This is a genomic window from Butyrivibrio sp., from assembly GCF_017940685.1.
Taxonomy (GTDB): Bacteria; Bacillota; Clostridia; order Lachnospirales; family Lachnospiraceae; genus Butyrivibrio.
The window spans coordinates 1-6923 of the sequence record NZ_JAGAYD010000167.1 but is presented as its reverse complement, the minus strand read 5'-3'; the positions used below and the strand labels follow the sequence as shown (position 1 = coordinate 6923).

The 6923-nt window shown below is 43.3% G+C and carries 8 protein-coding genes; 1 reads left to right on the top strand and 7 read right to left on the bottom strand.

Annotated features, from left to right (window positions below; translation table 11 throughout):
* The 4 genes from J6I68_RS10825 to J6I68_RS10810 all read right to left on the bottom strand — a co-directional run.
* A partial coding sequence (locus J6I68_RS10825) for a DUF308 domain-containing protein (protein ID WP_292220265.1) occupies positions 1 to 306 on the bottom strand: 306 nt, incomplete at its 3' end.
* Positions 303 to 1403 (bottom strand): DUF6765 family protein, encoded by a 1101-nt coding sequence (locus J6I68_RS10820; protein ID WP_292220263.1) that lies wholly within the window; start codon positions 1401 to 1403, stop codon positions 303 to 305. The genes J6I68_RS10825 and J6I68_RS10820, both read right to left, overlap by 4 nt.
* 2 nt (positions 1404 to 1405) lie before the next feature.
* Complete coding sequence (locus J6I68_RS10815) at positions 1406 to 1900, bottom strand: hypothetical protein (RefSeq protein WP_292220262.1); 495 nt, start codon at positions 1898 to 1900, stop codon at positions 1406 to 1408.
* A 76-nt stretch (positions 1901 to 1976) separates the two neighbouring features.
* Positions 1977 to 3203: an LL-diaminopimelate aminotransferase gene (locus tag J6I68_RS10810; protein ID WP_292220261.1), complete on the bottom strand. Its 1227-nt coding sequence runs from the start codon at positions 3201 to 3203 to the stop codon at positions 1977 to 1979.
* A gap of 131 nt (positions 3204 to 3334) precedes the next feature.
* Between J6I68_RS10810 and dapF the strand changes: the two genes are divergently transcribed.
* The gene (gene dapF, locus J6I68_RS10805) at positions 3335 to 4228 is read left to right on the top strand and encodes a diaminopimelate epimerase (protein ID WP_292220267.1); all 894 of its coding nucleotides are present in this window, start codon (positions 3335 to 3337) and stop codon (positions 4226 to 4228) included.
* A gap of 50 nt (positions 4229 to 4278) precedes the next feature.
* Here the strand turns inward: dapF and J6I68_RS10800 are convergent, their stop codons facing one another.
* From J6I68_RS10800 to hisC, 3 genes are read right to left on the bottom strand one after another with little or no spacing between them, the layout of a single operon-like run.
* The gene (locus tag J6I68_RS10800) at positions 4279 to 5130 is read right to left on the bottom strand and encodes a class I SAM-dependent DNA methyltransferase (protein ID WP_292220259.1); all 852 of its coding nucleotides are present in this window, start codon (positions 5128 to 5130) and stop codon (positions 4279 to 4281) included.
* Positions 5131 to 5160: 30 nt separating this feature from the next.
* Positions 5161 to 5679 carry a COG2426 family protein gene (locus J6I68_RS10795; protein WP_292220258.1) on the bottom strand — a complete coding sequence of 173 codons (519 nt, stop codon included), beginning with the start codon at positions 5677 to 5679 and terminating at the stop codon, positions 5161 to 5163.
* A 21-nt stretch (positions 5680 to 5700) separates the two neighbouring features.
* Entirely contained in the window at positions 5701 to 6750 is a 1050-nt protein-coding gene (hisC, locus tag J6I68_RS10790) for a histidinol-phosphate transaminase (RefSeq protein WP_292220257.1), read from the bottom strand.
* Positions 6751 to 6923: the final 173 nt, after the last annotated feature.

Genomic DNA, 6923 nt, shown 5'->3' with positions numbered 1-6923 from the left:
TGAAAATGCGTGGACGCCAATGAGATACACCAGCACGAACTGCCTGGGAACATCCACAAGGGACGCTGTAAGTACGCCAAAGTCAGAGACAATGATACCTTTGTACAGCATCATCTTGCCATCCACCATGAATCTGGCCATGGTAAAGTAGTAGGTAAGCGTGTTGATTCCAGATATCAGGAGCGTAGTTGATAAAAGCAGCAAAAGAAAGACAAAGGCATTCTCTGGAATATATAGCAGTATCATGCCTGACGCTATAAGCAAAAGTCCATATATTAAGTTTTTTAGTCTCTGAAATTTGGTCATTTAATAAGCACCTTTACAAAACCGGCTAAAATATTGCCTGAGGACATTATCTCATTTGAAACCATGGCCTTATGAGCTATGGCCCCATCAATGAATCTGCCTAAAAATGTATCTTCTTTGGAAGAAGCATCAGCCTGTATATACTCGCTCTGATATCTGTTTACGTCAAAGTCGCATATCTCTTTTCCTGATAACTCCTGCCCAAACTCTTTCCAGTCATCACTGGCAAGGATCTGCCTCTTGTTTATTATCTCCCTTATCCTGAGTTCATGGAGCGCAACTTCAGGCACATCATATTTGTCCTTTTCGAAAAAGAGCTCTTTTCCCCTGATATATTTCATTGCATATACCATCTGGCAAAAGGCCTTGTAGTAGTCGTTTGGGTTATCCTTAACGATGTCCCCATACTCGCCCCAGGCAGGATAGTACCTGTATTTGATAAAAGAGTAATCGGGCAGATGTCCTGCTCTTCCGTGTCCAAGGTTCATGATAGAATGTTCATTACTCTGGAAGAGGCTGTTGGTAAATATTCTTTTTTCAAGGTCATCTGGTTGAGAGGCGCTGTGTCTGAACTTGATCCTGATCTCTTTTTCCTCGCCGTCCTCTTCTACTATCTCATAGAACTCTTTTCCGGTATTGTTGATAACAAGAGAAGGCGTCCCTGCAAAGTTGGCGTGGGCCCAGGTATCAGCAAGGACGTGCATTGCAATGCCCACATTCTGAAGAGGCTTATCCTTGGCAAGCTCCACAGTCTTTAACATAAGGTCGGAATTAGGCCCGCAGATGAGCCTGTACTTATTCATGTAGACCTTAGGGCGCCATTTCTTTTTTACATAAAGATCCTTGGGCAAAAAGTGGAAAGAAGCCCAGATCCTTGTTATATCCTGAAGTCCGATGACATCTGTTCTTGCGTCCATCATCTCCAGCTGAAGCTGGGTAGTTGCAGCAGATAATGGAGCTTTGATGGAGCTAAGATAGGTCTTTGAACAAAGGTCCACAAACTGAGCGCTGTAGCAGATAGTCAGACTCTCTTCATGGGAATATCCGGCTAAAATGGCTGCACAGTATGTTGCATAATAGTGAAAATCTTCCTGCATACCTACGCCTCCTTTAGCCTTTTCTTATTTAGCATTCCCAGTCTTATAGCTGAGTAGACCATGTCAAAGGACATGTATGCAAAGGTGAGATCCACCAGGGCTGAAGCAATGGCAGAGTCCCAGTCAGATGTATTGAGTTCTTTAAAATACCCCGGTATTCCCACTATGTTCAGCACTCCAATAATTACAACAATAACAAGGAATCCTTTTTTTCTTTTTATACCTCTGCCATACCTTATAGCTTTTATCCCGACATAAAGGCAAGAAAGCATTATCACCAGGCAGGTTGCAGCTATGATAAGCCATACTATCAGCTCTCTTGCAGCTTCATCTATATCCGGCAGATCCAGCTGAGAATCAACAATTTCATCTGCCCCAAAGATATACCCCACAACAAGCTTAAAGACACTCCACAGGCCTAAAAACAGCATACCTCTGCCGCTGATTATCATATTGCTCTCGTATTTTTTTGTGAGCTTTTTGATCTCGGTATCCATTACCCGCAAATTTTCCTTCGATAAAAAAATAACTGCACTTATATTATAAAACATATAAGCGCAGTTATCGTACAATTTATAATGCTTTTATTCTATTTAATGCCTCGACGCTGTTTTCGTAGCTGCCAAAGGCTGTAAGTCTGAAGTAGTGCTCACCACTTGGTCCAAAGCCTGAACCTGGAGTTCCCACAACATTTGCATTTTCAAGAAGATGATCAAAGAATTCCCAGCTTGTCATATCATCTGGTGTGCGAAGCCATACGTAAGGTGAGTTCACACCGCCAAATGCCTGATATCCTGCGTCTTTCAGGCCATTTAAAATGTATGTGGCATTCTTCATATATTTTGCCACCATATCTTTTATCTGAGCCTTGCCCTCTGCTGAGTAGCAGGCTTCTCCAGCCCTTTGAACAATATAAGGAGCTCCGTTATACTTGGTTCCGTGTCTCCTTGCCCAGAGGCTGTGGAGCATTACCTCTTTTCCATCACGGGTCACCTTAAGGTCCTTGGGAATGATGGTTGCTCCAAGTCTAAGCCCTGTAAATCCGGCATTTTTAGAAAAAGACCTAAGCTCTATTGCGCAGGTTCTTGCGCCCTCGCACTCAAAGATTGAGTGAGGGATATCATCCTGAGATATATAAGCCTCATAGGCTGCGTCAAAGATTATGACAGCGCCTACCTTATTTGCATAGTCAACCCAAACCTGGAGTTTGTCTTTTGTTATGGCTTCTCCTGTTGGATTGTTTGGGAAGCACAGGTAGATGATGTCTGGAGTTTTGCTTGGAAGTTCAGGGGCAAAGCCATTGTCCGCAGTGCATGGCATGTAGATAACGTTGCTCCAGATACCGGTAGCTTCATCGTAATCTCCGCATCTGCCAGCCATTACATTGGAGTCCACATATACAGGATAGACAGGATCGCAAACAGCGATCTTTGAATCTCTGTCAAAGATTTCCTGGATGTTGGCTGAGTCGCTCTTTGCTCCGTCGGAAATAAATATCTCATCATCTGCTATGTCGCAGCCACGTGCTCTGAAGTCATTTTCTGCAACGGCTTTTCTTAAAAACTCATATCCAAGGTCCGGAGCATATCCTCTGAAGGTAGCAGGATCAGCCTGCTCATCAACAGCCCTGTGAAGTGCCTCAATAACTGCAGGACACAGGGGCTGAGTCACATCGCCAATTCCAAGCCTTATGATCTTTTTATCTGGATTAGCTGCCTGATAGGCGTTTACTTTTTTTGCAATGGTGCTGAAAAGATAGCTTCCTGGAAGTTTAAGGTAGTCTTCGTTTGGTCTGTACATAGCGGATTCTCCTTGTTGAATTTTTTGTTGTGGTTATTTTATATCAACTTTGTATAATTGTATACATTTTTGCAAGAAAAATATGATATTATATAATTGCGAAAAATCTGATGGGAGGTTCTGGCATGGAAATTAGATTCACAAAGATGCACGGTTGTGGCAATGATTATGTTTATATAGATGGGGGAAAAGAGCTGATCCCTGACGAAAAGAAATCTGAGCTTGCCAGAAAAGTCTCAGACAGGCACTTTGGAATAGGCTCCGATGGACTGATCTTCATAAATCCAGTGGATGACCCGGCTGTTGATTTTGAGATGGAGATGTACAATGCTGACGGCTCAAGATCTGAAATGTGCGGAAACGGCATAAGATGCGTAGCCAAGTACGTGTACGACCATCGCCTTACCAATAAAAAACAGCTAACTATAGTAAGTGCAGGTAAGAACAAGTACATAAACCTTGCAGTAGGTCCTGATGACAAGGTCGAAAGCGTAAAGGTGGATATGGGCGCTCCGATCCTTAAGGCTTCTGAGGTTCCAGTTTCAGTAAATGCTGATTGCACCAGTTCATTTCCCGGAATCCCCAAGGATGCAGTGATCGACTATCCTATCACAGCTGCCGAAAGAGACTGGCACATGACCTGCGTCTCCATGGGAAATCCCCATGCAGTGGTTTTTCTTCCTGATGATATGGACCTTGATACCTTTGATATAGAGCACATCGGACCACAATTTGAAAGCCATGAATATTTCCCAAACAGGACCAACACTGAGTTTGTAAAAGTAGACGACCGTGGTAATGTCCACATGAGAGTCTGGGAGAGAGGAACCGGCGAAACTCTTGCCTGTGGCACAGGATGCTGTGCAACTACTGTGGCCTGCATCTTAAATGGCCACACAGATTCCACAGTAAACGTCCACGTCCTTGGGGGGATTGTAACCTGCACCTGGGACGGAAATCCCGAATCCTCTGTTATCATGGAAGGCCCTGCAACAACAGTTTTTGAGGGCATCATAGAAATCTAAATAGCCGTAAATATAAATTGAGGCGTCGCATCAGCGGCGCCTCTTTACATTTATTTTCCCTGCTCTCTTGCAACTATATATATTCTCTCACTGTCATCTGTAGGATCTTCGTGGGTATCAGCATCGATTGCTGTAACGAAGGATAGCCCTGCTGCCTCCACAAACCCCTTCATCTCATCCAGGGTGTAGCCCCTTTGATAGTGAGTCTCAACTGATCTTGCAAAAAGCTCTTTTTCAGAATCCACTTTTGCAAAGATTGTCAGGTCGTACTCGTTAATATGACTGTCATCATCATAGTAGTTATCCCAGATAAAGCTGCAGTCATCGCGGTTTTCCGCAATTGTGGTATCTCCGATAACATCGCGATATTTGAAAAGAGTGTTAAAGTCAAAGATGAACACTCCACCTGGATACAGGAAGTTGTTCACAAGTCTGAAGGTCTCAATGATCTCCTCATCCTCAAGAACATAATTCACGCTGTCACAGACGCTGACTATGGTTCCAGCTGTGCAGTAAAGATCAAGCTCTCTCATGTCCTGCTCAAGATACATGATATCAAGCCCAGCATCTGCACTCTTCTGCCTTGCAAGGTTCAGCATCTCAGGAGACATGTCTATTCCCATTATGTCATAGCCAAGATTCTTCATGACCTGGGTAAAAGAACCTGTTCCGCAGCCAAGTTCTACCACAAGATTCTTCTCTTCATCAAGTGCCTGCTCTGAATCCTCAGCAGTATCATAGGCTTCTTCTGAAAGTTCTTTTCCCTGACTGGCAGGACCTGACACAGGTTTTGAGATGCCATATTTATCAATTAGTCCAGCAACAAAAGTACCCCATACTTCGTATGGGGTCTCATCCATAAAGGTGTCATATACTGCTGCAAAATCTGTATATGCTTCCATTTATATTCTCCTGTAAGGCTGCACTTTATATCAGCCTGTGATTCCAAACCATGCACCAAAACCAAGAGCGCAAACGATACTAACGATAAGTGCTGCAAGGGCTATTCCGCAGATAACAGCTGTGACGGTCTTCTTGAAATCCATATCAAGGATGCTGGCCGCAAGTGTTCCTGTCCATGCACCTGTTCCAGGAAGAGGAATTCCTACAAAGAGCATAAGCGCTACAAACAGTCCCTGTCCTGCTTTTTCCTGAAGCTTCTGTCCACCCTTTTCGCCCTTTGTAAGGCAGAAGGTGAAGAACCTTCCGATCACCGGTTTGTCTTTTCCCCACTCAAGAACCTTCCTTGCGAAGAAATAAATGAGAGGAACCGGGATCATATTGCCGATGGCAATAAGGATATATCCCATGACAAGGTTAAAGCCTGTTCCTGTGTGTGTAAAAGCATAGGCAAAAGGGATTGCTCCACGCAGCTCAATAAGTGGCACCATAGAAACGATGAACACTGTAATATACTGACCAATTAGTGACTCTTTAAAAAATGCTAACATAAAAAACTCCTATTCTTATTTTTAAAGATACTCTTTTAACGTGCTGACAAGCTTGTCCATCTCCTCATCAGTTCCGATGGAGATCCTCAGATACTCGCTGATCCTTGGCTTGTCAAAGCGTCGCACTATTATACCATTTGATCTTAAATATTCAAATATCTCTTTTCCTGGCTTCTGTGGGTGTCTTGCAAAAACGAAGTTAGTGGCTGAGTCCGCAAACTCAAACCCAAGCTCTCTTAGAGATACCTTAAACTTCTCTCTCGTGGCAACTACCTTAGCTACAGTCTCCTCAAAGTACTCCTTGTCCTTCATAGCTGCTGCGCCCAGCTTTAATGAAGGCATGTTCATTGTGTAGGAGTTAAAAGAAAACTTGGCATCCAAAAGATATTTTATAAGCTTCTCACATCCAAAGGCGTATCCAATCCGAAGTCCTGCCAGTGACCTTGACTTGGAATAGGTCCTTACAACAAGCAGGTTATCGTACTTGTCGATAAGAGAAAGAGCACTCTCTGCTCCAAAGTCCACATAGGCTTCATCAATAATGACCACAACATTTTTGTTATTCCTGATAATGTCCTCTATATCAGAAAGAGGGAGCTTAACTCCAGTTGGTGCGTTTGGATTAGCGATCACAACGCCGCCGTTTTCCACGTAGTAGTCCAAAGGATCAATTGAGAAATCGTCCTTTAAAGGAATCTGCTTGTAAGGAATCCTGTAAAGGTCAGCCCACACATCATAAAACGAATAGGTTATATCCGGGAAAAGAATGGGCTTATCCGAATTAAAGAATGTGAGGAAGGCCATGGAAAGAACGTCATCAGAGCCAACTCCCACAAATACATTTTCCTTTTTTACGCCGTAAAATTCTGCGATGGAATCCACCAGCTCACTGCAGGTAGGATCAGGATATTTCCTGTAATCGTCAAGGTCTGTTTCCTGGTACGCTTTATAAACCAGTGGTGATGGAGAATAGGGATTCTCGTTGGTGTTAAGCTTGATTATGTTCCTGATCTTGGGCTGCTCACCTGGAACATATGGAACAACCTTTCGTACGTTTTCTTCCCAGCTCATATCTACTCCATTTCTCTGATGGACAGGTCAACAAAAAATCATTTCAATTATACTAAATATTTGTTGCCTGTAAATCTTTTTTCCGATAAAATATGCCTTGAAGGCAAAGGCGCCAGAACCCGAACATATTCTGTTCGCTGTTTCTGGTGCCTTTTATCATATGTAAATAATCC